This is a genomic window from Bradyrhizobium sp. AZCC 1678, assembly GCF_036924765.1.
Classification (GTDB): Bacteria; Pseudomonadota; Alphaproteobacteria; order Rhizobiales; family Xanthobacteraceae; genus Bradyrhizobium; species Bradyrhizobium algeriense.
On record NZ_JAZHSE010000001.1, the window covers coordinates 73,220 to 96,206 of the forward strand.

The following is a 22,987-nucleotide window of genomic DNA, read 5'->3' on the forward strand; positions in this document are numbered from 1 at the left end:
CTCCGTCATGGTCGGTCATGACGGTCGATAGAGAGGGACTACTCCGCCGCGCGTTTGGCGGCCTTGGTGAACTTCTTCAACACGCGGTCGCGCTTCAGCTTCGACAGATAGTCCACGAACAGCACGCCGTTGAGGTGGTCGATCTCATGCTGGATGCAGGTCGCGAACAGCCCGTCGGCGTCCTCCTCGTGCACCTTGCCGTCGAGATCGGTGAAACGGATGCGGACCTGCGCCGGGCGCTCGACTTCCTCGTAATATTCGGGGATCGAGAGGCAGCCCTCCTCGTAGACCGACAACTCCTCCGACGAGGAAATGATTTCCGGATTGATGAACACCCGCGGCCTCGGTTTGGTCTCGCCGTTCTCATCCTTCTTGGCGAGGTCCATGGTGATCAGCCGCAAGGGTTGCGCGACCTGGATCGCCGCGAGCCCGATGCCGGGCGCGTCGTACATGGTCTCGAACATGTCGTCGGCGAGCTTGCGGATCTCCGCCGTCACCTTCTCGACGGGTTTGGAGACGAGCCGCAACTGCTTGTCCGGCAGGATGATGATTTCTCTGAGGGCCATAGCGCGCGATTTAAGCTGCTGATTTGTCGCGGTCAATGCGCCGGGGCGCCCGTTAAGGCGGCCTTAACCATGATTTTTAAGGCGGCGTTAACCACGAAAATTAACCCGCCGTTTACCATAAATGTTCCCTCTTCGTTCGCGAAAGTCGGCGAATCGGGCTACAAGTCGCGCATGAATGAAATTCTCTTCTCCGTCGGCGACCTGCCGATCCACGTCGGCGAGGCGCTGGCAGGCTTCGGCGTGCTGGCTTTGGTGCTGCTGCTGGCGATCGCCATCGTCATCGCCCGCTCCGGCCGCCGGGGCGCGGAACTGGCAATGGCTCAGGCGATTCGCGCCGACGAGCTGGAGGAGCGCCTAAGCGAGATGCTGCGGGCGCAGAGCGAGTCCACCGGCCGGGTCGACGCCATGGCGCAGGCGCTGGTGGGTCGCCAGTCCGAGATGACGCGCGCGGTCAACGAGCGGCTGGATTCGGTGACGCACCGGGTCGGCCAGTCGATGGAGGCGACCACGCGCCACACCATGGACAGCTTGCGCATGCTGCACGAGCGGCTCGGCATCATCGACAACGCGCACAAGAACCTCACCGACCTGACCTCGCAGGTGACCACGCTGCGCGATGTGCTCGCCAACAAGCAGTCGCGCGGCGCCTTCGGCCAGGCGCGGATGGAAGCGATCGTGCAGGACGGCATGCCGCAGGGCTCCTACGAGTTCCAATACACGCTCTCGACCGGCAAGCGGCCGGATTGCGTGGTGTTCCTGCCCGACCAGCGCCCGCTCTGCATCGACGCGAAATTTCCGCTGGAAGCGATGACCGCGCTGCATGACGCACGCAGCGACGAGGAGCGCAAATTCGCTACCCAGCGCCTGCGCAACGACGTGATGAAGCACGTCAACGACATCGCCGAGAAATATCTGATCGCCGGCGAGACCCAGGATACCGCGCTGATGTTCGTGCCGTCGGAATCGGTCTATGCCGAAATTCACGACGGTTTCGACGACGTGATCCAGAAGGCCTACCGCGCCCGCGTCGTGCTGGTATCGCCCTCGCTTCTGATGCTGGCGATCCAGGTGATGCAGCAGATCCTGAAAGACGCGCGGATGCGCGACGCCGCGGATCAAATCCGCACCGAAGTGCTCAATCTCGGCGACGATCTGGGGCGCCTGCGCGAGCGCGTGCTGAAGCTGCAGAAGCACTTTGGCGACGTCAACGAGGACGTCAGGCAGATCCTGATCTCCGCCGACAAGATCGAGAAGCGCGCCGGACGGATCGAGGAACTCGATTTCAGCAAGGCGGAGGCGCCGGTCGAGGCGCCGCGCGTGGTGAAGACCGGAACAGCCGAACTGTTCCCCGTGCCGCGCAAGCTGCAGGCGGGGGAGTGACGGGTCCTACCTCTCCCTGCTTGCGGAGAGGCACAGCCGTCAGAATCTGCTAACACCCCTCCATGACCGCACCAGAATCCGCCTCCGTTTCACCTGAGAAAGCCACACCCGCGCCCTCCTGGCGCGAGGCCTGGGCCGTGTATCTGCAGCCGCGCGTGCTGATCGTGCTGATGCTCGGCTTTTCGTCCGGGCTGCCATTGGCGCTGTCGGGATCGACTCTCCTGGTATGGATGCGCGAATCCGGCGTCGATCTCGGCACCATCGGGCTGTTTGCGCTGGTCGGCACGCCCTACACGCTGAAATTTATCTGGGCGCCGCTGGTCGATGCGCTGCATGTGCCGATCTTCACGCGCGCTTTCGGCCGCCGCCGCGGCTGGCTGGTGTTCTCGCAACTGCTCCTGATCGGTGCAATCCTGCTCTTGGCGCTGACCGACCCGGCGCGCTCGCCGCTGTTCGTCGCGCTCGGCGCGCTGCTGGTCGCAACGATGTCGTCGACGCAGGACATCGTGGTCGATGCGTTCCGCGTCGAAAGCCTGCCCGAGAGCGAACAGGCCGCCGGCATGGCGTCCTACGTCGCGGCCTACCGGATCGGCATGCTGGTCTCGACTGCCGGCGTGCTGTTCCTGGTGAGCGCATTCGAAGACACCGGCATCGGGCGCAACTCGGCATGGATGTGGGGCTATGTTGCCATGGCCGCGCTGGTGCTGATCGGCACCCTCACGGCGCTGGCCGCCACCGAACCCGAACAATCGGTGCGCGCGGAGGCCAAGACCCGCGGCGAGGCAGCTTTCTCGCGCGTCATGCATGCGGCCATCGGGGCATTCTCCGAATTTCTCGCCCGCAAATATGCCTGGATAGCACTGGCCTTCGTGGTGTTGTTCAAATTCACCGACGCATTTTCGGGCACGATGACCGCGCCGTTCGTAATCGACCTCGGCTTCACCCGCAACGACTACGCCGCCATCGTCAAGGGCGTCGGCCTCATCGCGACCCTGATCGGCGGTTTTGCCGGCGGCTATCTGGCGCGGCGCTATTCGCTGGTTGCAAGCCTGTGGATCGGCGGCGTGCTGCAGGCGATCTCCAACCTGGTGTTCGCTTGGCTCGCCTATGTCGGCGTCAATCAATGGGCGCTGGCGGTCGCCATCTCGGCCGAAAACTTCACTGGTGCGATCGGCACCGTGATCTTCGTCGCGTATCTCTCGGCGCTGTGCCAAAACCCGCTACACACGGCTACCCAATATGCGCTGCTCACCGCACTGGCCGCAGTCGGGCGGACCTATTTATCCTCCGGCGCGGGCTTTGTGGCGGAGACCACGGGCTGGCCTCTGTTCTTCGTGATCTCCGTCGCGGTCGCGGTGCCGAGCCTGATCCTGCTGGCCTGGCTGCAGCGGCGCGGGCATTTCGAGGCAGTGGGGCCGGTGAAGGTTTAAGTCTCTTGTAGCCCGGATGAAGCGAAGCGAAATCCGGAGTCGGTCCGACGGCGATGAGATCATCCCGGATTGCGCGGAGCCTGTCATCGGGCGCGCATTCGCGCGACCCGTTGGCTCCATCCGGGCTACGAAGTTCGCTACCTCAATGCTTGGTCACCACGCTCCATTTGGTGATCACGGCTTCGCTCATCTGCCCGGCGTCCTGCGCGCAGGCGACCTCGTCGACCTTCACGGAAATTTCCTTGCCGATGAAATTTTTCAGCTGCGCCGCCTGCGCGTCGCTGCTGGTGACGAGTTGGAACGTCTCAGGTCCGGTTTCGAGGTTGCACAGCCCGTTCGGCGGCGGCAGCCGGCGCGGTTCGCTGGTGATCTGGTAGGTCGAGGCGCGCTTGCTCTTCTTGCCGCCCTTCATGGCGTTGAGTTCACCGGACAGGACATCGCCGGCATTGATCGGCTTGCCGGGCTTCGGCGCCGGCTCGGCCTGCTGCGCCCACGCAGAAGGCGCGGCCAAGGCCACCGCCATCATGAAAACAAAACAGGAGCGCTTGCCGAATCGCGGTTTCGTCATGTCGATCAGTTCCGTTGTGTTGGCTAGAACAGCGTTCGCTGCCGCATGGCAGCCGATAGCGTACCTTCGTCGAGATAATCAAGCTCGCCGCCGACAGGCACGCCATGCGCGAGCCGGGTCACCTTGACGTTGGCGTCCTGCAGGAGATCGGTGATGTAATGGGCGGTGGTCTGGCCATCAACCGTTGCGTTCAGCGCCAGAACGATCTCGCTGACTTGTGATTCGTGCGCGCGGGCCACCAGCGCGTCGATGGTCAGGTCCTGCGGACCGACGCCGTCAAGTGGCGACAATGTGGCGCCGAGCACGTGATAGCGGCCGCTGGTCGCATTCGCCCGTTCCAGCGCCCAGAGATCGGCGACGTCGGCGACCACGACGATGGTCGAGGGATCGCGCCTTGGGTCCGTGCAGACCGTGCAGGGATTTTGCGTGTCGATATTGCCGCAAGTCTTGCAGACCTGGATCTTGTCGATTGCGACCTGCAGCGCACCGGCGAGCGGCGTCATCAGCGCCTCGCGCTTCTTGATCAGATGCAGCGCCGCACGCCGCGCCGAGCGCGGCCCCAGCCCCGGCAGGCGCGCCAGGAGCTGGATCAGACGTTCGATTTCGGGGCCGGCAACGCTGGCTGCCATTTCAGGTGAGGCCAAGCCCGGGCGGCAGACCGAGCCCGCCGGTCAGCGCCTGCATTTTTTCCATCGCCGCGGTTTCCGCCTTGCGTCGCGCGTCGTTATGCGCGGTCACCAGCAGATCCTCGAGCACTTCGCGCTCCTCGGCCTTCATCAGCGACGGATCGATCCTGACGCCCTTCACTTCCATTTTCGCCGTCATGCGCACGGCGACCAGCCCGCCGCCGGAAATGCCCTCGACCTCGAGATTACCGAGCTCTTCCTGCATCGCCTGCATCTTGGATTGCAGTTGCTGCGCCTGCTTCATCATGCCGAGAAAATCAGCCATTCGTCCGTCCTCTCGAGAGCCCGATCAGTCGTCGTCGCCGTCGGAGCTCTCGTTCAACTCTTCACTGTTAATATTGGATTCCGGCGGCTCGGCGGCAAGTCGACGCACCTCGACCACTTTGGCGCCGGGAAATCGCGCCAGCACCTCCTGCACCCGCGGATCGGCCTCGGCGGCGCGGGCGTGCTCGTTCCGCGCCTGCTCATTCTGCGAGCGCAGCGTCGGCTGGCCGGCCTCGTTGGAGACGATCACGGTCCAGCGCCGCCCGGTCCATTGCTCCAGCTTGCGGGAGAGGTCGTTGACCAGTCCCCGCGCCGCGTTACGTTCCAGCGCCACTTCCAGCCGCCCGTCCTCAAAACGGACGAGGCGCATGTCGGATTCCAGCGCCGCCTTGGTCAGGATATCGCGCTTCTCGGCGGCGAGCGCGACGAGCTGCGGGAAGGTCGTGAGCCGCAGGACGGGCGCGGACTCGGTTTGGATCGATGGCGCCACAATTTGCGGCCGCGCGGACGCTTCGGCGCCGGAGCGGGGCGAGGCAGGCGTCCGCATCGGCGACGCGGCAGACATTGAAGATACCGGTGCGGTGGACGCAGGGCGTGACGGCGCCGCGCCGCCGGAGGCCATTTGCGATCCGCCGCCGTTCTGGTCGAGCATCCGGATCGCCTCGTCCGGCGTCGGCAAATCGGCGACATAGGCGATGCGGACCAGCACCATTTCCGCCGCCGCCGCCGGCCGGGTCGCGGTCTGCACCTCGGTGATGCCCTTGAGCAGCATCTGCCACATCCGCGACAGCACCCGCATCGACAATTTTGCGGCGAATTCACGGGCGCGGACCCGCTCGGTCTCGCCGAATGCGACGTTATCGGCGGTGGCGGGGACGACCTTCACGCGGGTGACGAAATTGACGAATTCGGCGAGGTCGGACAGCACCACGACCGGATCGGCGCCGACGTCATACTGGCTGCGGAATTCGCCAAAGGCGCTGGCGATATCGCCGCGCGCCAGATGCTCGAACAGGTCGATCACCCGGGTGCGGTCGGCGAGCCCCAGCATCTGCCGCACGGCATCGGCACGGACAAGGCCCGCCGCATGCGCGATTGCCTGGTCGAACAAAGACAGCGAATCGCGCACCGAGCCTTCGGCGGCGCGGGCCATGATGCCGAGCGCCTCGGGCTCGACCTCGACGCCTTCCTTTTTCGCGATGTTGGAGAGATGCCCCATCAGCACGTCGGCCTCGACCCGGCGGAGATCAAAACGCTGGCAGCGCGACAGCACCGTGACCGGGACTTTGCGGATTTCCGTGGTGGCGAACACGAATTTGGCGTGCTCGGGCGGTTCCTCCAGCGTCTTCAGGAAGGCGTTGAAAGCCGCCGTCGACAGCATGTGGACTTCGTCGATGATGTAGACCTTGTAGCGGGCGCTGGCCGGCGCGTAGCGCACGCTGTCATTGATCTGGCGGACGTCGTCGACGCCGGTATGGGAGGCGGCGTCCATTTCCAGCACGTCCATGTGCCGGCTTTCCATGATCGGCTGGCAGTGCACGCCCAAATCCGGCATGTGGATGGTCGGCCCCTTCACCGAACCGTCCTGCTTTTCGTAGTTCAGCGCGCGGGCGAGAATCCGCGCCGTGGTGGTCTTGCCGACGCCGCGGACGCCGGTCAGGATCCAGGCCTGCGGAATCCGGCCCGTCTCGAACGCATTCGAGACGGTGCGGACCATGGCCTCCTGGCCGATCAGGTCTTCGAAACTGGACGGGCGGTATTTGCGTGCCAGCACCCGGTAGGGCTTGGCCGCCTCGTCTTGGCCGAGAGCAAAACCGCTCTGGCCGGCGCCATCTGACTTGTCGGGGGGAGCGCCAGCATCACTCATCGGTCGATCCGCAATTGATTGTCTCTCGGGCCGGCTTTGCGGAAAGGAACGAAATCGGGCGCAAGGGCAAGCTTTGCCGCCACCTGGCGCGATTCGCTCGAAAAACAGGTAGGAGACTGACGAGCGACCCGATCCGGACCTCGTTAGGGCTGCTTCCTTCCGGACCTGACCCGGTTGGCGAGTGGCTCGTCCACCGCCAATCTCCCGGTCCTTATTTGGGGCCAAAAGGGCTGGAAAGCAAGCGGGGTTGGCGCGTGCCATGCGTCGAAACCACCCCTGTTTCGTCATGGCCGGGCTTGACCCGGCCATCCACGTCTTGCTTGTTCCAATTCAGCGAAAAAAGACGTGGATGCCAGGCACGAGGCCGGGCATGACGAAGGAACGAGCATGCCCTCTGACGCCTCCGCCTGGTCGCTGCATTCCCAGCTCAAAAAGGACACGATCGACATCGGCGACCTGCCGCTGTGCAAGGTGCTGGTCATCAAGGACGCGCATTACCCGTGGCTGCTGCTGGTGCCGCGCCGGGAGGGTGCGGTGGAAATCATCGACCTCGACGAGGTCGCGCAGGCCCAGTTGATAACCGAAATCTCCCGGGTTTCGCGCGCACTGAAAGAGGTCACCAAATGCGACAAGCTCAATGTCGCGGCGCTGGGCAATCTGGTGCCGCAGTTGCATGTCCATGTCATCGCACGGCGCACCAGCGATGCGGCCTGGCCGCGCCCGGTCTGGGGCGTTATGCCGCCGCTGGCGCATGACGCCGAGGAAGTACAGAATTTCATCAACGCGCTTCGCCGCAAGATCTGGTTGGGTTGAACCGATGTCCACATTCGACAAATATCCGCTGGGGAAGCCCGCTTTCGTTACCCATATTCTGGATCGCGCCGCGCATCTGCGGGCCAATGACGAAAAACTGTTCGCGCTGGAGAGCCAGCGCAACGCCGGCGCCTATGTGATCTACCGCGACTCGCTTCTGGTGAGGCAGGAGGCGGATGGACCGCGCGTGCTGCTCGGCGTCGAAGAGGGCGGTGAAGCTCGGCGCCAATCCCGGCACGATCTTTTTGGGGTTGCGCGACGGCGCGCCGGTTTTCGGCATGGGCATTTCGGCCGCAGCCGTTGAGAAGCTGATCACGCGCGACGACGTCGCCGTGACCGAGCTGCGCGGCATGGCGATGCAGGGCACGGCGCCGCCGGAACAGCTCTCCGCCATCGCGATGGCCAAATCGATGGTGACGTGGCATCAGCGTCACGGCTTCTGCGCCAATTGCGGCACCCGCACCGCGATGAAGGAAGGCGGCTGGAAGCGCGAGTGCCCGAGCTGCAAGGCCGAGCATTTTCCGCGCACCGATCCGGTCGTGATCATGCTGGTCACGTCAGGCGAGAAATGCCTGCTCGGCCGGCAGAAGCAGTTCATGCCCGGGATGTGGTCGTGTCTGGCCGGCTTCGTCGAAGCGGCCGAGACCATCGAAGACGCGGTTCGCCGCGAGATTTTCGAGGAATCGGGCATCCGTTGCACCGACGTGAGCTATTACATGACGCAGCCATGGCCGTATCCGTCATCGTTGATGATCGGATGCGCCGCGCGCGCGCTCAACGAGGATATCGTGGTTGATCGCACCGAGCTTGAGGACGCGCGCTGGTTCGATCGCGCCGAGGTCGCCCTGATGCATCGGCGCGAACATCCTGACGGCTTATTTGCGGCGCATCCGTTCGCGATTGCGCACCATCTGATCGGACGCTGGGTGCATGGGAGAAACGAAACGAGCGCATAGCGGGAACCGTCCATGGACCAGTTGATTAACTCCGGACTTTGGTTCCGGCTGAAGGCGGAACCGACATGACGGACTCCCGAATGAACTTCCAAGACAATGCGCCCAAAATCCCGGCACGGATTCTCTGCATCGGCATGCCGGTGCGCGACCTTACTTTCCATACGCCGGGTGTTCCCGGGCGAGGCTCCAAGGAGAATGCTACCGCATTCGACGAAATCTGCGGCGGCAATGCGCTCAATGGCGCGATCGGTATCGCTCGGCTCGGTGGCCGCGCCTCGATCTGCGGGCCGATGGGCGATGCCAAGGAGGCATCGAGCCGCTTCATTTTCGATCAGATGGCGCATGAGGGCATCGAGACGAAACATCTCATCCACATGCCGGGGCTGGTGACGCCCATCTCGGCGGTGATGATCGATCCTTCCGGCGAGCGCACCATCGTGACCTTCCGCGATCCGGAACTGTGGCACGTGAAGTTGCCCGACTTCGACACGCTGTTGGACGATTGCGCCGCCATTCTCACCGAGAGCCGCTGCGCCGAATTCTGCACCGAGCTTTGCGCCGAGGCCGTCAGGCGCGGCATTCCCGTGATCGTCGACGTCGATCGCGCGATGTCGCTGCGCGAGGGCCTGCTGAACGCCTCCTCCCACCTGGTGTTCTCGAGCGAGCCGCTGCAGGAGACTGCAGACGTCACCGACGACGCCCAGGCGCTGAAGAAGATCGCCAAATTGACCCCGTCGTTCCTGGCGGGAACCCCGGGGCCCGAGGGGCACGATCTGGCTCGACGAGAACGGGAAGATCCAGGAGACCCCGGCCTTCCCGGTGCATACGGTGGACACCCTCGGCGCCGGCGACGTGTTCCACGGCGCGTTTGCGCTGGCCATCACCGAGAAGCAGGAATTGCGGCAAGCGCTGCGATTCGCCTCCGCCGCCGCAGCGCTGAAATGCACCCGCTTCGGCGGCGCTTTCGCCGCCCCGCAACGTGCTGAAGTTGAAGAGCTTTTGAGTCACGGCCAGGTGGCAGACCGGGCGCCGACCGGTCAATAGCAGGGCTTGCTATAGAAGAATTTTCTATATATTAGGAGATAGAACCTCCCGTATGGAACATTCTTCTCATGACCGACCTAGCCGTTCAGCTCCCTGAAGCCAACCGCCGCCTGGATGCCATCGACCGCAAGATCCTGACCGTGCTGCAGGAGGACGCCTCCTTGTCGGTCGCCGAGATCGGGGACCGGGTCGGGCTGTCGTCGACGCCGTGCTGGAAGCGCATCCAGCGGCTGGAGGCCGACGGCGTGATCCTGCGCCGGGTCGCGCTGGTCGACCAGAACAAGATCGGGCTGGGCATTTCGGTGTTCGTCTCGGTCGAGAGTTCCGACCATTCCGAGGCATGGCTGAAGACCTTCGCCAGCGCCGTCAGCGCCATGCCCGAGGTGATGGAGTTCTACCGGATGGCCGGCGACGTCGATTACATGCTGCGCGTCGTGGTCGCCGACATGGCGAGCTATGACGTGTTCTACAAAAAGCTGATCAGCGCCGTGCCGCTGAAGAACGTCACCTCGCGCTTTGCGATGGAGAAGATCAAGTCGGTAACGGCGCTGCCGGTGCCGGCGGCGTAAGTAACCTCCGTAATTCTACGGAGCGGGTCCGTTCACCGAACATTAGCCCTGTGTCCATAGACACGGCGGATGGGTCGGAATGCCACACTCAGCCACCGATGGCCCGCATGGCTCAACGCCGTGCTGTTGCTGATCGCCAGCTTCATCGGCGTCGCAGCACTGTCTTTTCAGGCTCGCCCAGGCACCGAAGTCGTGGCCGTAGCATTTCCCGTTTGGTGGGATTCTCAGCAGGCCTTCTCGGCCGCCGCGTCAGCCAATGCAGCAATCGTCCGCGTGACCGCCGTTCCATCGCTGCTGGTGGTGCGGCCCGATGGCGTTGAGGGATTGTCACGGCTGCACGAGGCCGGGGCCTGGTTCGTAATCGATCCGCAAGCGATCGCCGCCTGTTTCACAAACAAAGCAGCTATTTATTGAATGCATATTGGGAATCCGGAAATGACCATTGAAAGCGATGATCTTGCAGCTTTGCGCGAAACCACCAGCAAGGCCTTGCTGGGATTGCTCTGGCTTCATGTTCCCATTGCGCTCGCCATCGGCCTGATGCGCGATAGCGGCTGGCTGGCGCCAACCGCGCTGACGGCGGCGATGGCGCTGGCTGCGACCCTGTCGTGGCGCACCTCGGGTAACGGGCTTTCGACGCGGCTGATCTTTGGCGTCGCCCTGATGGGCAGCGTGTCGGTGTTTACCTTCCAGCTCGCCGGCCATGCCTGGCAGGTCGACACGCACATGTATTTCTTCGCCACGCTGGCATGTCTCCTCGCCTATTGCGACTATCGCCCGATCCTCGCCGGCGCGGTCGCGGTCGCGCTGCATCATCTGGTGCTGAACTTCCTGCTTCCGGCGGCGGTTTATCCCGGCGGCGCCGATCTCGGCCGCGTCGTGCTTCACGCCGTCATTCTTCTGATCGAGGCCGGCGTGCTGAGCTGGCTGGCGGTGAAGCTGTCCGGCCTGTTCGAGACGACCGCGCAGAAGACCGCCGAGGCGGAAGCGGCAAATGCCGCCGAAGCCCGAGCCAATATCGATCGGATAACCGCCGAACGGCAGGCCAAGCAGGACAGCGACGCGGCGCGCCGCGAACTCGCCGTGGGTTTCGAGCGCAAGATCGGCAGCATCGTCGAGGCGGTCGCGTTAACCGCCAACGAGGTGCAGGGCCTCTCCACCTTGATGAGCAAGAGCAACGCGGAAACCACGCGGCATACCGCAGAGGCGGCGGCCGCCTCGACCCGGGCCTCGTCGAACGTGGAAACGGTTGCGGCGGCGACCGAGGAGCTGACGGCCTCCATCAGCAACATTGCCCAGCAGGTGACGCGCTCCGCCGAAATCGCCAACAAGGCCGCCGAAGAGGCTCGCCGCACCAACTCCGTGGTTGAGGGGCTTGCCGCCGGCACCCAGAAGATCGGCGAAGTCGTCACGCTGATCCAGAGCATTGCGAGCCAGACCAACCTGCTGGCGCTGAACGCCACGATCGAAGCCGCCCGCGCCGGCGAACATGGACGGGGATTTGCGGTGGTGGCGAGCGAAGTCAAGGCGCTGGCCAATCAGACCGCGAAGGCAACGGAAGAAATCTCCGCGCAGGTGCAGGACATCCAGACGGCCACCAGCCAGGCCGTCAGCGCCATCCAGGCGATCGGCGGAACCATCGCCGAGATCGACGAGATATCCAATGAAGTCGCCGCCGCCGTCGATCAACAGGGCGCAGCGACGCGGGAAATCGCCGGCAATGTGCAGCAGGCGGCCAACGGTACGCGGGACGTCAACGGCAACATTGTCAGTGTCAGCCGTGCTTCCGAAGAGGCCGGCCGGGCAACATCGAAGCTACTGGATGCTGCGAACGGTCTGTCGTCGCAATCCGACCGGCTGAAGTCCGAGGTCGACAGCTTCCTGGGCTCGCTGCACGTGGCGTAAGAATTCGAGAACACTGTCATCGTCCGCCTTGTGCGCAATTGCGCACTGGGGTGGACGATCCAGTATTCCAGAGACTTCAGCGACCTAACAGGAAAGCCGCGGCGTACTGGATCCCCGCCTTCGCGGGGATGACGAACGCGTGATAGGCAAACACCGTCCGCCCCTCAAATCTTCTGATTATACGCGCCGACTTCCGGATGCGTGCGCAGCACGGAATCCATCGCCTCGAACATGTCGCGCATGCGCTGTTCGGAGACGGGGCTCTCGACCACGACCACCAGTTCCGGCTTGTTCGATGACGCCCGCACCAGACCCCAGCTGCCGTCCTCGACGGTAACGCGCACGCCGTTGACGGTGACGAGGTCGCGGATCTTCTGGCCGGCGACCTTGTCGCCCTTTTTCTGCAACGCCTCGAAATGCTTCACCACGGCGTCGGCGACGCCGTATTTGGTTTCGTCGGCGCAATGCGGCGACATCGTCGGCGACGACCAGGTCTTCGGAATCGCATCTTTCAGGTCCGCCATCGACTTGCCAGGCGCGCGGTCGAGCATCTCGCAGATCGCAATCGCCGAGACCAGACCGTCGTCATAGCCGCGGCCGAACGGCTTGTTGAAGAAGAAGTGTCCGGATTTTTCGAACCCCGCCAGCGCGCCCATCTCGTTGGTGCGGCGCTTCATGTAGGAATGTCCGGTCTTCCAATAGGCCGTCTTCGCGCCCTGCTTCTGCAGCACCGGGTCCGTCAGGAAAAGTCCGGTCGATTTCACGTCGACCACGAATTGCGCATCCTTGTGGATCGCCGACATGTCGCGCGCCAGCATCACGCCGACCTTGTCGGCGAAGATTTCCTCGCCGGTGTTGTCGACCACGCCGCAGCGGTCGCCGTCGCCGTCGAAGCCCAGCCCGACATCGGCCTTGTGCTTGAGTACCGAATCGCGGATCGCGTGCAGCATCTCCATGTCTTCGGGGTTCGGATTGTATTTCGGGAACGTATGATCGAGTTCGGTGTCGAGCGGGATCACCTCGCAGCCGATCGCTTCCATCACCTGCGGCGCGAACGCGCCGGCCGTGCCGTTGCCGCAGGCGACCACGACTTTCAGCTTGCGCTTCAGCTTCGGCCGGCTGGTGAGATCGGCGATGTAGCGCGCCGGGAAATTCTCGTGGAATTGATAGGAACCGCCCGCCTTGTTGTTGAACTCGGCGTTGAGCACGATTTGCTTCAGCCGCGTCATCTCGTCGGGACCGAAGGTGAGCGGACGGTTGGCGCCCATCTTGACGCCGGTCCAGCCATTGTCGTTATGCGAGGCCGTCACCATCGCGACGCAGGGCACGTCGAGATCGAACTGCGCGAAATAGGCCATCGGCGTCACCGCCAGCCCGATGTCGTGCACCTTGCAGCCCGCCGCCATCAGGCCTGAGATCAGCGCGTATTTGATCGAGGCCGAATAGCCGCGAAAATCATGGCCGGTAACGATTTCTTGTTTGACGCCGAGTTCGGCAATCAGCGCGCCGAGCCCCATGCCCAGCGCCTGAATACCCATCAGGTTGATTTCCTTCTCGAACAGCCAGCGCGCGTCGTATTCGCGAAAGCCGGTTGCCTTCACCATCGGCCCGGATTCGAACTCATAGGTATTCGGAACCAGCATGGATTTGGGCTTGGGGAACATGAGCTGCCTTGTCGTGAAAGCTTAAGGGAACACCGCAGCCATAGCGAATACGCGGGCCGGGCGATAGGCGGGAGTAGCGCCTTGTGGCAGCTAATTAAGGCAGATTGGTAACCGGTAAACCTTACTGTTCCAGCACCAGCCTGCCGTTGGCGTATTCGAACCGCTTCAGCTTCGACAGGAACGACAGGCCAAGCAGGTTCTCCGACAGCGCCTCGTCGGGCAGCACCACGGCGTCGACGTCGCGCACCACAAGGCCGCCGAGTTCGATCATCGCAAGCCGCGTGCGCGCGGCCTTGATGGTGCCGTTGGCGGTGGTGACGGTCGCGTTGTAGTCGCTGCGTGAGGGACGGAAGCCAAACCGCGCCGCGGACTTTTCGTTCAGCGCCACCAGCGAGGCGCCGGTGTCGACCATGAAATTCATGCGCTGACCGTCGATGTGGCCGTCGGTCTGGAAATGCCCGCGGGCGTCGCGGGGAATGTCGAGGCTGCGGCCGGAGGCCTGCGCGACCGTTTGCGCGGGCGCTGTTTTCGGCGAAGTGCTGGCCGAGGCCGGCGCCAGCGACATCTTGTCCGCCATCTGCCCCATGTAGGTGCCGAGACCGACCAGGACGGCGGCAAGGATCATCAGGTTACGCATTACGCCACACTCGATTCCCAGACCGCCGATAACACCACGCCAGGGGCCAAGCCGCGACTTAGCAGACGCGACCGAGGCTGCCATTTTGACGAAAAGGATGAGCGAAGCGTTAACGGCCGCGCGTTTACGTCCCGCGCGGCTTGACCCGCCGCGTCGGCAGCGCGGTGGCCGGGTCTTCCGGCCAGGGGTGGCGGGGATAGCGGCCGCGCAGGTCGGAGCGCACGGCCGCATAGCTGCCGCGCCAGAAGCCCGGCAGGTCGCGCGTCACCTGCACGGGACGTTGCGCTGGCGACAGCAATTCCAGCACCAGCGGCACCGCGCCCTTGGCGATCGAGGGATGGGTGTTGAGCCCGAACAATTCCTGCAAGCGCACGGCAATGGTCGGGCCCTGCTCGGCTTCATAGTCGATGGCCAGCATGGTGCCGGTCGGCGCTTCGAAATGCGTCGGCGCTTCGCGCTCCAGCCGCGCGCGCAATTCCCACGGCAACAATGCCATCAGCGCGTCCGAGAGATCGCCGGGGGAAAGCTCCTTCAGTGAGGTCTTGTCGTACAGAACAGGAACCAGCCAGTTCTCGCAGTCGGCAGCGAGCGCAGTGTCCGACAGATCGGGCCAGCTATCGCCTTCCGCCTTGCGCAGGAACATCACGCGGTCGCGCCACTGCTTCAGGGATTTCGACCACGGCAGCTTGTCGATCCCGGCCGCAACCAATCCTGCGGCGAAAATGCGCGCGGTTTCCGCGGAGGGCGACAGCGCGATCGGCGCTTCGGACAACGTGATCGCGTGCAGCGTCCGCTTGCGGCGCCCGCGCAGCGCCATCGCGCCGCGATCGAACGAAGTCTCTTCGGTATCCTCGATCTGATCGGCGAAGCGCGCTTCGATATCGGCTTGCGCGATCGGCGCCGCCAGCAGAATGCGCCCCTGGGCCGCGGTGCCGGTCAGCTCGGCAACGGCGATATAGGGCGCGCGTGCCAGCGACGAGGTTTGCTCGACGGCGGCGCCACGGCCATTGGCGAGCACGAAGCTGCCATTGCCGCGATTGCGCGCAACGCGGTCGGGAAAGGCGAGCGCGAGCATGATCCCGGTCGACGGCGAGGCGTCCTCGCCAGCCGGCCCTTCCGTTGAAGCCACCTGCTGCGCCCAGCGCTGCGCGAGGCTACGGGCGCTGGAAGCGCGCGGCGAGCGGTCGCGGCGGAACTGGTCGAGCCTGGCATCGAGATCGACACTGTCGCCGCCGAGGCCGCGCTCGGTCAGGATGGCGGCGATGTCGGCCGCCTCCTCGCCCGCCCCCAGCCGATGCGAATCCACGATCATGCGCGCCAGCCGAGGCGGCAGCGCCAGCGCCCGCAGGCTCTTGCCCTCCGCGGTGATCCGGCCATCCGAATCGAGCGCGCCGAGTTCGTGCAGCAGGCTGTTGGCTTCCTTCAAGGCCGGCGCCGGCGGGGAATCGAGAAACGCCAAGGTCGCCGGGTCACGGACGCCCCATTGCGCGAGATCGAGTACCAGCGAGGAAAGGTCGGCGGAGAGAATTTCGGGCTGGGTGTAGGCGGCGAGCGAGGCGGTCTGCGGCTCGTCCCACAGCCGGTAGCACACGCCGGGCTCCGTGCGGCCGGCGCGGCCGCGACGCTGATCGACCGCGGCGCGCGAGGCGCGCACGGTTTCCAGCCGGGTCAGGCCAATGTCTGGCTCGTAGCGGGGCACCCGCGCCAGGCCGGAATCGACGACGATGCGGACGCCCTCGATGGTCAGCGAGGTCTCGGCGATCGAGGTTGCTAGCACGACCTTGCGCTGGCCCTTCGGCGCCGGCGCGATGGCGCGGTCCTGCACGGCAGCATCGAGCGCACCGAACAGCGGCACGATTTCGACGCTCGCATCATGAACCCGTTCACTGAGAAAATTCTGCGTGCGGCGGATTTCGGAGGCGCCCGGCAGAAACGCCAGCACCGAGCCGGGATCGGCGCGCAGCGCGACAGCGATCGCATCCGCCATCTGCCGCTCAACGGGTGCATCCGCCTTGCGGCCGAGATAGCGCGTCTCGACCGGAAAGGCGCGGCCTTCGCTCGCCACCACCGGCGCGTCGCCGAGCAATTTGCCGACCCGTGCGCCGTCAAGCGTCGCCGACATCACCAGGATGCGCAAATCCTCGCGCAAGCCGGTCTGCGCATCGCGGGCCAGCGCCAGGCCCAGATCGGCATCGAGCGAACGCTCGTGAAACTCGTCGAACAGCACGGCGGCGACGCCTGATAGTTCGGGATCGTCGAGAATCTGACGCGAGAAGATTCCCTCGGTGACGACCTCAATCCGCGTCGCGCGCGATATCTTTGAGCCGAAGCGGACGCGATAGCCGACAGTCTCGCCGGCGCGCTCGCCCAGCGTCCGCGCCATGCGCTCGGCGCTGGCCCGCGCCGCGATCCGCCGCGGCTCCAGCATGATGATCTTTTTGCCGTTCAGCCAGGGCGCGTCGAGCAGCGCCAGCGGCACCCGCGTGGTCTTGCCGGCGCCGGGAGGGGCCACCAGCACCGCGGCGTTGTTGGCCGCGAGCGCGTGCGCGAGCTCGTCCAGCACCGCGTCGATCGGTAGAGGCGTGTCGAAGGTGCGGGGCAATTGCGGCTCGTATCATTGGCTCTCTTCCCCTCTCCCCTTGTGGGAGAAGGTGGATCGAATGAGCGTCAGCTCATTCGAGACGGGTGAGGGGTCTGTCTCCGCGGATAGAGACCCCTCATCCGTCTTCGCTTCGCGAAGCCACCTTCTCCCACAAGGGGAGAAGGGAAGGAAGATCAAGTCGTCACGCGCCCGACGCTCTCATAGGTAAACCCGTGGGCGGCCATGTCCTCGGGACGGTAGATGTTGCGCAAATCCACCACGACTGGCTGCGCCATTTCGGCCTTGAGGCGGGCCAGATCGAGCGCCCGGAACTGGACCCACTCGGTGACGATTACCAGCGCATCAGCGCCGCGCGCGCATTCGTAAGGGTCGGCGCAATATTCGATCTCGGGCAGTTCCTTCTTCGCCTGCTCCATGCCGACCGGATCGTGCGCGCGCACTTTCGCGCCCATGTCGAGCAGGCCGGTGACCAGCGGGATCGACGGTGCCTCCCGCATGTCGTCGGTGTCGGGCTTGAAGGTGAGACCGAGCACGGCGACCGTCTTGCCACGCAGGTTGCCGCCAGCGGCATTGGAAACCTTGCGCGCCATCGCCCGCTTTCTGATGTCGTTGACGCCGAGCACGGCCTCGACGATTCGCAACTGCACATCATGGTCCTGCGCGATCTTGACCAGCGCGCGGGTATCCTTCGGAAAACACGAGCCGCCGAAGCCCGGGCCGGCGTGCAGGAATTTCGCGCCGATGCGGTTGTCGAGCCCGATGCCGCGCGCGACCTGCTGGACGTCGGCGCCGACCTTCTCCGACAGGTCGGCGATTTCGTTGATGAAGGTGATCTTGGTGGCGAGGAACGCGTTGGCCGCGTATTTGATCAACTCCGCGGTGCGCCGCGCGGTGAACATCAGCGGCGCCTGGTTGAGCGACAGCGGCCGGTAGACGTCACCGAGCACCTTGCGCCCGCGTTCATCATCAGTGCCGACCACGATGCGATCGGGGAATTTGAAGTCGCGGATCGCGGCGCCCTCGCGCAGGAATTCCGGATTGGACGCGACCACGACCTCGGCCGACGGATTGGCTTCGCGGATCAGTCGTTCGACCTCGTCGCCGGTGCCGACCGGCACGGTCGATTTTGTCACTACCACCGTGAAGCCGGACAGCGCAGCCGCGATCTCGCGCGCGGCGCTGTAGACGTAGGTCAGGTCGGCGTGGCCGTCGCCGCGCCGCGACGGCGTGCCGACCGCGATAAACACGGCGTCGGCTTCCGCGACTGGCGCCGTCAGATCGGTGGTGAAATCCAGCCGCTTGGCCTTGACGTTGGACGCCACCAGGGCATCGAGCCCGGGCTCGAAGATCGGGATTTCACCCCTGCGCAGGGCTTCGATCTTGCCGACATCCTTGTCCACGCAGGTGACCTGGTGGCCGAAATCGGCAAAACAGGCGCCGGATACCAGCCCCACATAACCCGTGCCAATCATGGCGATTCGCATGAAAACAGTCCGTATTTGATGGTTAACGCCAATCCCGAATTCGCGGGCGTCTTAGAGCATTTTTCAGCAAAGGGGAAACCGGAAAAAGCGCAGAAAGCCGGCATGTCACTTGTATGGATAAAGGAGAAAGCAACGGATCGGGCCGAAGATGCGCCCGCCTCGCGCCGAAAAGGGACACCGATGACTTTAAACGGCACATCCGCCACCGACCGTTCCACCCGCATCGACTGGGTGGACTACGCCAAGGGCATCTGCATCGTCATGGTGGTGATGATGCATTCGGTGCTCGGCGTGGAAAAGGCGGCCGGCGACACCGGTTTCATGCATGCGTTCGTCATGTTCGCGCAGCCGTTCCGGATGCCGGACTTCTTCCTGATTTCGGGCCTTTTTCTCGCCGTCGTGATCGATCGCGACTGGCGCACCTATCTCGACCGCAAAGTCCTGCACTTCGCCTATTTCTACGTGCTGTGGATGACGATCCAGTTTGGCTTCAAGGCGCCAGGGTTCGCCGCCGAACAAGGCTGGCGCCATGTCGGGTTGCTGTATCTGGAATCCTTCGTCGAGCCGTTCGGCACGCTGTGGTTCATTTATTTGTTGCCGGTATTCTTCGTCGTCACAAAACTGTCACGCGGCATCCCCGCCATCGCGATCTGGCTCGTCGCCGCGGCGCTCGAGACGGCGCATGTCGTGACCGGCTGGACGGTGATCGACGAATTTTGCGGACGCTTCGTCTATTTCTATTCCGGCTATCTGTTTGCTTCCTTCGTGTTCGCGCTGGCGGATCGTTCGCGAGAGAAGCCGGCGCTGGCGCTGGCCGGACTGGTGCTATGGACGCTCGTCAATAGCGGCCTCGTGATCGCGGACTTCAGCCATTGGCCGCTGATCTCGCTGGCGCTCGGGTTCGCCGGCGCTGGCGCCATCATCGTGATGGGCGCGCTGCTGGCGCGGATGCAGTGGCTGAACTTCCTGCGCTATTGCGGCGAACACTCCATCGTCATCTATCTCGCGTTCTTCCTGCCGATGGCGGTGACCCGAACGCTGCTGCTGAAGACCGGCCTGATCGCCGATATCGGGGTGATCTCACTGATCGTCACCGTTGCCGGCGTTGCAGGCGCAGTGGTGATCTGGCGGCTGGCGCTGGCGCTGCGCGCCGACTTCCTGTTCGAGCGCCCCGAAGCCTTTTGGATCGCGCCAAAAAAGGCCGCTCCGGCGTTGCAGCCGGCGGAGTAAGTCGTCGGTCCCGTAGCCCGGATGGAGCGCAGCGCAATCCGGGGAAATCCCGCAACCGGCGCGAATCCCGGATTTCGCTGCGCTCCATCCGGGCTACGGCTTTTTGCCCGGGACGACGGCAATTTGGCTGTGCGGTAGCGACCAAAATCCACCTCTCAAGGCTGTCAATCCGCGCAAAAATCCCTAAATTTCGGCCATGCCGAAATCAGCCCCCAAAGCCGCCGCGAAACCCGCTCCCGCCGCCAAAACCCCTGCCAAGGCGCCAGCCAAACAGCCTGGCAAGGGCGACCATGTCTTTCTGGTCGACGGTTCCGGCTACATTTTCCGCGCCTATCACGCGCTGCCGCCCCTAAACCGCAGATCCGACGGGCTGCAGGTCAATGCCGTGCTCGGCTTCTGCAACATGCTGTGGAAGCTGCTCCGCGAAATGCCGGAGGATAACCGGCCGACGCATCTGGCGGTCGTGTTCGACAAATCCGAGATCACGTTCCGCAACAAGCTCTATCCCGATTACAAGGCGCACCGGGCAGCGGCGCCGGATGACCTGATCCCGCAATTTGCGCTGATCCGCGAGGCGGTGCGCGCGTTCGACCTGCCCTGTCTGGAACAGGTCGGCTTCGAGGCCGACGATCTGATCGCGACCTATGTCCGCATCGCCTGCGAGCGCGGGGCTTCCGCCACAATCGTGTCCTCGGACAAGGACCTGATGCAGCTCGTGACCGATTGCGTCACCATGTACGACACCATGAAGGATCGCCGGATCGGCATTCCCGAAGTGATTGAGAAATTCGGCGTGCCGCCGGAGAAGGTGGTCGAGGTGCAGGCACTGGCCGGCGATTCCACCGACAACGTGCCCGGCGTGCCCGGCATCGGCGTCAAGACCGCGGCGCAATTGATCATCGAGTATGGCGATCTGGAACAACTGCTGTTCCGCGCCGGCGAGATCAAGCAGCCGAAGCGGCGCGAGGCGCTGATCGAGAACGCCGAGAAGGCGCGGATTTCGCGGCAGCTGGTACTGCTCGACGACAAGGTCGATCTCGAAGTGCCGCTCGACGACCTCGCCGTGCACGAGCCGGATGCTCGCAAGCTGATCGCCTTCCTCAAGGCGATGGAGTTCTCCACCCTCACCCGCCGCGTCGCCGAATATTCGCAGATCGACCCGGCCGACGTGGAGGCCGATGCGGGTAACAAGAGCGGCGCGAGCGTTTTCGCAGTGCCGCCATCAGGCAAGAAGCCGGAGGGCTATTCCGAGGGAGCGACGCTGTTCGATGCTCCCGGCTCCTCTCCCGCTGCGCCCTCGGGCAAGGGAGGGACCGCGCCGGACAAGGGCGCCGACAAACAGGATAAGGCCGCGAGCCTCAAGGGAGCGCCGATCTCACTCGCCGCGGCCCGCGCCGAAGCCGCGCGCAAACTGCCGGTCGACCGCAGCAAGTATCAGACCATCCGCAACCTGGATGAACTCAAAGCGTGGATCGCGCGCGCCTACGATACGGGCACTTTCGCGATCAACGCCAAGGCGAGCTCCGACAATCCAATGCAGGCCGACATCTGTGGTATCGCGCTGGCGCTGGCGCCGAACGACGCCTGCTATGTGCCCCTCACCCACAAGCAGTCGGGCGGCGGCGCGGGCTTGTTCGACGCTGGCCTCGCGCCCGACCAGATCAAGGCCACTGAGGCGCTGGCGGCGCTGAAGCCGCTGCTGGAATCGGCAGGCATTCTCAAGATCGGCTTCGACATCAAGTTCAACGCCGTGATGCTGGCTCAGCATGGCGTCACGTTACGCAATATCGACGACGCGCAATTGATGTCGTATGCGCTCGATGCCGGGCGCAATTCGCATGCGCTGGAGTCGTTGGCCGAACGCTGGTTCGGACACGCTGTGGTCAACTATGGCGAGCTCACCGGCAGCGGCAAGAACAAGCTCACCTTCGATCAGGTCCCAATCGACAAGGCAGCCTCCTATTCGGCCGAAAGCGCCGACGTGATCCTGCGCCTGCATCGCGTGCTGAAGCCGCGGCTCGCCGCCGAACACATGACGACGGTCTACGAGACGCTCGAACGGCCGCTGGTCAGCGTGCTGGCGCGAATGGAACGGCGCGGCATCTCGATCGACCGCCAGGTGCTGTCGCGGCTGTCGGGCGAGTTTGCCCAGACCGCGGCCCGCGTCGAGGCCGAGCTGCAGGAGATTGCGGGCGAGCCGATCAATGTCGGCAGCCCCAAACAGATCGGCGACATCATCTTCGGCAAGATGGGAATAACCGGCGGCACCAAGACCAAGACCGGCGCATGGTCGACCTCGGCGCAGATCCTCGACGAACTCGCCGAACAGGGTCATGAGTTTCCGAGGAAGATTTTGGAATGGCGGCAGGTGTCGAAGCTGAAATCGACCTACACCGACGCGCTGCCGGAATATGTGCATCCACAGACCCATCGCGTGCACACGACGTATGCGCTGGCAGCGACCACCACGGGGCGGCTGTCGTCGAACGAGCCGAACCTGCAGAACATTCCTGTTCGCACCGAGGACGGCCGCAAGATCCGCCGCGCCTTTATCGCGACGCCCGGCCACAAGCTGGTGTCGGCGGACTATTCGCAGATCGAATTGCGGCTATTGGCCGAGATCGCCGACATCCCCGTGCTGAAGCAGGCGTTCCGCGACGGGCTCGACATTCACGCCATGACGGCGTCCGAAATGTTCGGCGTGCCGATCAAGGACATGCCGGGCGAGGTGCGCCGCCGGGCGAAGGCAATCAATTTCGGCATCATCTACGGCATCTCGGCATTTGGTCTGGCGAACCAGCTCGGCATCGCCCGCGAGGAAGCCTCCGCCTACATCAAGAAGTATTTCGAGCGCTTTCCGGGCATCCGCGCCTATATGGATGAGACCAAGGAATCATGCCGCACGAACGGTTATGTCACCACGCTGTTCGGCCGCAAGATGTACTACCCCGACATCAAGGCCTCCAACGCGTCGGTTCGCGCTTTCAACGAACGCGCGTCGATCAATGCGCGACTGCAAGGCACCGCCGCCGACATCATCCGCCGCGCCATGATCCGGATGGAAGACGCGCTGGCGGCGAAGAAACTTTCCGCGCAGATGCTCTTGCAGGTGCATGACGAACTGATCTTCGAGGTGCCCGACAACGAGGTCGCGGCGACGCTTCCGGTCGTGCAGCACGTCATGCAGGACGCGCCTTTCCCCGCGGTGCTGCTCTCGCTGCCGCTGCAGGTGGACGCGCGCGCCGCGAATAATTGGGACGAGGCGCATTAGCCACGCTGTCATCGACAGAAATGTCCTCGGAGCAATATACGAAATGACATC

At 64.2% G+C, this 22,987-nt stretch carries 17 protein-coding genes, 1 other RNA gene and 2 pseudogenes; 10 read left to right on the forward strand and 10 right to left on the reverse strand.

All coding sequences use genetic code 11. The annotated features are described in order from the left end of the window. Positions 1-38 precede the first annotated feature (38 nt). A complete protein-coding gene (gene def / locus V1294_RS00400; protein ID WP_108512310.1) occupies positions 39-566 on the reverse strand; it encodes a peptide deformylase in 528 nt (175 codons plus the stop codon). Positions 567-737: 171 nt separating this feature from the next. On the opposite strand from def, the gene V1294_RS00405 reads away from it, so the two are divergent. Together V1294_RS00405 and V1294_RS00410 are read left to right on the forward strand one after the other, a co-directional pair. Further along, positions 738-1,946 (forward strand): DNA recombination protein RmuC, encoded by a 1,209-nt coding sequence (locus V1294_RS00405; RefSeq protein WP_334494464.1) that lies wholly within the window; start codon positions 738-740, stop codon positions 1,944-1,946. 62 nt (positions 1,947-2,008) lie between these two features. After that, positions 2,009-3,376: an AmpG family muropeptide MFS transporter gene (locus V1294_RS00410; protein WP_334494465.1), complete on the forward strand. Its 1,368-nt coding sequence runs from the start codon at positions 2,009-2,011 to the stop codon at positions 3,374-3,376. A gap of 142 nt (positions 3,377-3,518) precedes the next feature. Here the strand turns inward: V1294_RS00410 and V1294_RS00415 are convergent, their stop codons facing one another. From V1294_RS00415 to ffs, 5 genes are all read right to left on the reverse strand, one after another. Beyond that, the gene (locus V1294_RS00415; RefSeq protein WP_334494467.1) at positions 3,519-3,944 is read right to left on the reverse strand and encodes a hypothetical protein; all 426 of its coding nucleotides are present in this window, start codon (positions 3,942-3,944) and stop codon (positions 3,519-3,521) included. A 23-nt stretch (positions 3,945-3,967) separates the two neighbouring features. Further along, positions 3,968-4,573: a recombination mediator RecR gene (gene recR, locus V1294_RS00420; RefSeq protein WP_247834175.1), complete on the reverse strand. Its 606-nt coding sequence runs from the start codon at positions 4,571-4,573 to the stop codon at positions 3,968-3,970. Position 4,574: 1 nt separating this feature from the next. Continuing rightward, positions 4,575-4,895: a YbaB/EbfC family nucleoid-associated protein gene (locus V1294_RS00425; RefSeq protein WP_247781658.1), complete on the reverse strand. Its 321-nt coding sequence runs from the start codon at positions 4,893-4,895 to the stop codon at positions 4,575-4,577. Between the two features lie 24 nt (positions 4,896-4,919). Next, positions 4,920-6,761: a DNA polymerase III subunit gamma/tau gene (locus V1294_RS00430; protein ID WP_334494471.1), complete on the reverse strand. Its 1,842-nt coding sequence runs from the start codon at positions 6,759-6,761 to the stop codon at positions 4,920-4,922. Between the two features lie 108 nt (positions 6,762-6,869). Beyond that, positions 6,870-6,966: signal recognition particle sRNA small type (ffs, locus tag V1294_RS00435), an RNA gene on the reverse strand. Between the two features lie 182 nt (positions 6,967-7,148). On the opposite strand from ffs, the gene V1294_RS00440 reads away from it, so the two are divergent. The 6 genes and pseudogenes from V1294_RS00440 (at position 7,149) to V1294_RS00465 (ending at position 12,048) form a co-directional block, all read left to right on the forward strand. Then, positions 7,149-7,574: an HIT family protein gene (locus V1294_RS00440; RefSeq protein ID WP_334490034.1), complete on the forward strand. Its 426-nt coding sequence runs from the start codon at positions 7,149-7,151 to the stop codon at positions 7,572-7,574. Between the two features lie 4 nt (positions 7,575-7,578). After that, positions 7,579-8,530 (forward strand): annotated as a pseudogene (gene nudC, locus V1294_RS00445) (NAD(+) diphosphatase). A gap of 80 nt (positions 8,531-8,610) precedes the next feature. Next, positions 8,611-9,574: pseudogene (locus V1294_RS00450) on the forward strand (sugar kinase). Between the two features lie 68 nt (positions 9,575-9,642). Beyond that, entirely contained in the window at positions 9,643-10,143 is a 501-nt protein-coding gene (locus tag V1294_RS00455) for an Lrp/AsnC family transcriptional regulator (protein ID WP_108512319.1), read from the forward strand. Between the two features lie 120 nt (positions 10,144-10,263). Then, a complete protein-coding gene (locus V1294_RS00460; protein WP_108512793.1) occupies positions 10,264-10,557 on the forward strand; it encodes a hypothetical protein in 294 nt (97 codons plus the stop codon). A gap of 21 nt (positions 10,558-10,578) precedes the next feature. Further along, positions 10,579-12,048 (forward strand): methyl-accepting chemotaxis protein, encoded by a 1,470-nt coding sequence (locus V1294_RS00465; RefSeq protein ID WP_334494472.1) that lies wholly within the window; start codon positions 10,579-10,581, stop codon positions 12,046-12,048. Positions 12,049-12,212: 164 nt separating this feature from the next. On the opposite strand, the gene V1294_RS00470 is transcribed toward V1294_RS00465, so the two are convergent. The 4 genes from V1294_RS00470 to V1294_RS00485 form a co-directional block, all read right to left on the reverse strand. Continuing rightward, the gene (locus tag V1294_RS00470; protein ID WP_334494473.1) at positions 12,213-13,712 is read right to left on the reverse strand and encodes a phosphomannomutase/phosphoglucomutase; all 1,500 of its coding nucleotides are present in this window, start codon (positions 13,710-13,712) and stop codon (positions 12,213-12,215) included. A 121-nt stretch (positions 13,713-13,833) separates the two neighbouring features. Beyond that, positions 13,834-14,349 carry a TIGR02281 family clan AA aspartic protease gene (locus V1294_RS00475; RefSeq protein ID WP_334486447.1) on the reverse strand — a complete coding sequence of 172 codons (516 nt, stop codon included), beginning with the start codon at positions 14,347-14,349 and terminating at the stop codon, positions 13,834-13,836. 124 nt (positions 14,350-14,473) lie between these two features. Beyond that, a complete protein-coding gene (gene hrpB / locus V1294_RS00480; RefSeq protein ID WP_334494475.1) occupies positions 14,474-16,951 on the reverse strand; it encodes an ATP-dependent helicase HrpB in 2,478 nt (825 codons plus the stop codon). A gap of 173 nt (positions 16,952-17,124) precedes the next feature. Further along, positions 17,125-18,435 carry a UDP-glucose dehydrogenase family protein gene (locus V1294_RS00485; RefSeq protein WP_334494476.1) on the reverse strand — a complete coding sequence of 437 codons (1,311 nt, stop codon included), beginning with the start codon at positions 18,433-18,435 and terminating at the stop codon, positions 17,125-17,127. 180 nt (positions 18,436-18,615) lie between these two features. Between V1294_RS00485 and V1294_RS00490 the strand changes: the two genes are divergently transcribed. Further along, on the forward strand, positions 18,616-19,665 hold the full coding sequence (locus tag V1294_RS00490) for an acyltransferase family protein (RefSeq protein ID WP_334494478.1): 1,050 nt from the start codon (positions 18,616-18,618) through the stop codon (positions 19,663-19,665). 196 nt (positions 19,666-19,861) lie between these two features. Next, a complete protein-coding gene (gene polA / locus V1294_RS00495) occupies positions 19,862-22,936 on the forward strand; it encodes a DNA polymerase I (protein WP_334494479.1) in 3,075 nt (1,024 codons plus the stop codon). The last annotated feature ends 51 nt before the right edge of the window (positions 22,937-22,987 follow it).

Coding starts and splice junctions, on each gene's coding strand:
- recR (WP_247834175.1), bottom strand. CDS start 4,573: ATGGCAGCCAGCGTTGCCGGCCCCGAAATCGAACGTCTGATCCAGCTC.
- V1294_RS00410 (WP_334494465.1), top strand. CDS start 2,009: ATGACCGCACCAGAATCCGCCTCCGTTTCACCTGAGAAAGCCACACCC.
- V1294_RS00475 (WP_334486447.1), bottom strand. CDS start 14,349: ATGCGTAACCTGATGATCCTTGCCGCCGTCCTGGTCGGTCTCGGCACC.
- polA (WP_334494479.1), top strand. CDS start 19,862: ATGCCGAAATCAGCCCCCAAAGCCGCCGCGAAACCCGCTCCCGCCGCC.
- V1294_RS00405 (WP_334494464.1), top strand. CDS start 738: ATGAATGAAATTCTCTTCTCCGTCGGCGACCTGCCGATCCACGTCGGC.
- V1294_RS00430 (WP_334494471.1), bottom strand. CDS start 6,761: ATGAGTGATGCTGGCGCTCCCCCCGACAAGTCAGATGGCGCCGGCCAG.
- V1294_RS00425 (WP_247781658.1), bottom strand. CDS start 4,895: ATGGCTGATTTTCTCGGCATGATGAAGCAGGCGCAGCAACTGCAATCC.
- V1294_RS00465 (WP_334494472.1), top strand. CDS start 10,579: ATGACCATTGAAAGCGATGATCTTGCAGCTTTGCGCGAAACCACCAGC.
- V1294_RS00455 (WP_108512319.1), top strand. CDS start 9,643: ATGACCGACCTAGCCGTTCAGCTCCCTGAAGCCAACCGCCGCCTGGAT.
- V1294_RS00490 (WP_334494478.1), top strand. CDS start 18,616: ATGACTTTAAACGGCACATCCGCCACCGACCGTTCCACCCGCATCGAC.
- def (WP_108512310.1), bottom strand. CDS start 566: ATGGCCCTCAGAGAAATCATCATCCTGCCGGACAAGCAGTTGCGGCTC.
- V1294_RS00415 (WP_334494467.1), bottom strand. CDS start 3,944: ATGACGAAACCGCGATTCGGCAAGCGCTCCTGTTTTGTTTTCATGATG.
- V1294_RS00470 (WP_334494473.1), bottom strand. CDS start 13,712: ATGTTCCCCAAGCCCAAATCCATGCTGGTTCCGAATACCTATGAGTTC.
- V1294_RS00440 (WP_334490034.1), top strand. CDS start 7,149: ATGCCCTCTGACGCCTCCGCCTGGTCGCTGCATTCCCAGCTCAAAAAG.
- V1294_RS00485 (WP_334494476.1), bottom strand. CDS start 18,435: ATGCGAATCGCCATGATTGGCACGGGTTATGTGGGGCTGGTATCCGGC.